Origin of the sequence: Paraburkholderia sp. SIMBA_027, from assembly GCF_046535315.1 — a bacterium.
Lineage (GTDB): Bacteria > Pseudomonadota > Gammaproteobacteria > Burkholderiales > Burkholderiaceae > Paraburkholderia > Paraburkholderia tropica.
Genome location: NZ_JAWRWY010000827.1, coordinates 1 through 263, shown reverse-complemented (window position 1 = coordinate 263; position 263 = coordinate 1). Strand labels below are relative to the sequence as shown.

Sequence of the window (263 nt, the reverse complement as noted above, 5' to 3'; positions counted from 1 at the left end):
AGTTCGCGCTGATGCCCTGGCTAACGGTGCGCGAGAACATCAGCTTCGGCCTTGAGATGCAGGGTCGCCCGGAAAAAGACCGCCGCAAGCTGGTCGACGACAAGCTCGAACTGGTGGGCCTGAGCCAATGGCGCAACAAGAAGCCTGACGAGCTGTCCGGTGGCATGCAGCAACGCGTCGGCCTGGCCCGCGCGCTGGCCATGGACGCCGACATCCTGCTGATGGACGAACCGTTCTCCGCCCTCGACCCGTTGATTCGCCAG

At 64.3% G+C, this 263-nt stretch carries 1 protein-coding gene; it reads left to right on the top strand.

The window, feature by feature from the left end; all coding sequences use genetic code 11:
- On the top strand, positions 1-263 hold a 263-nt coding region (locus tag SB764_RS41375), incomplete at both ends, for an ATP-binding cassette domain-containing protein (protein ID WP_410866952.1).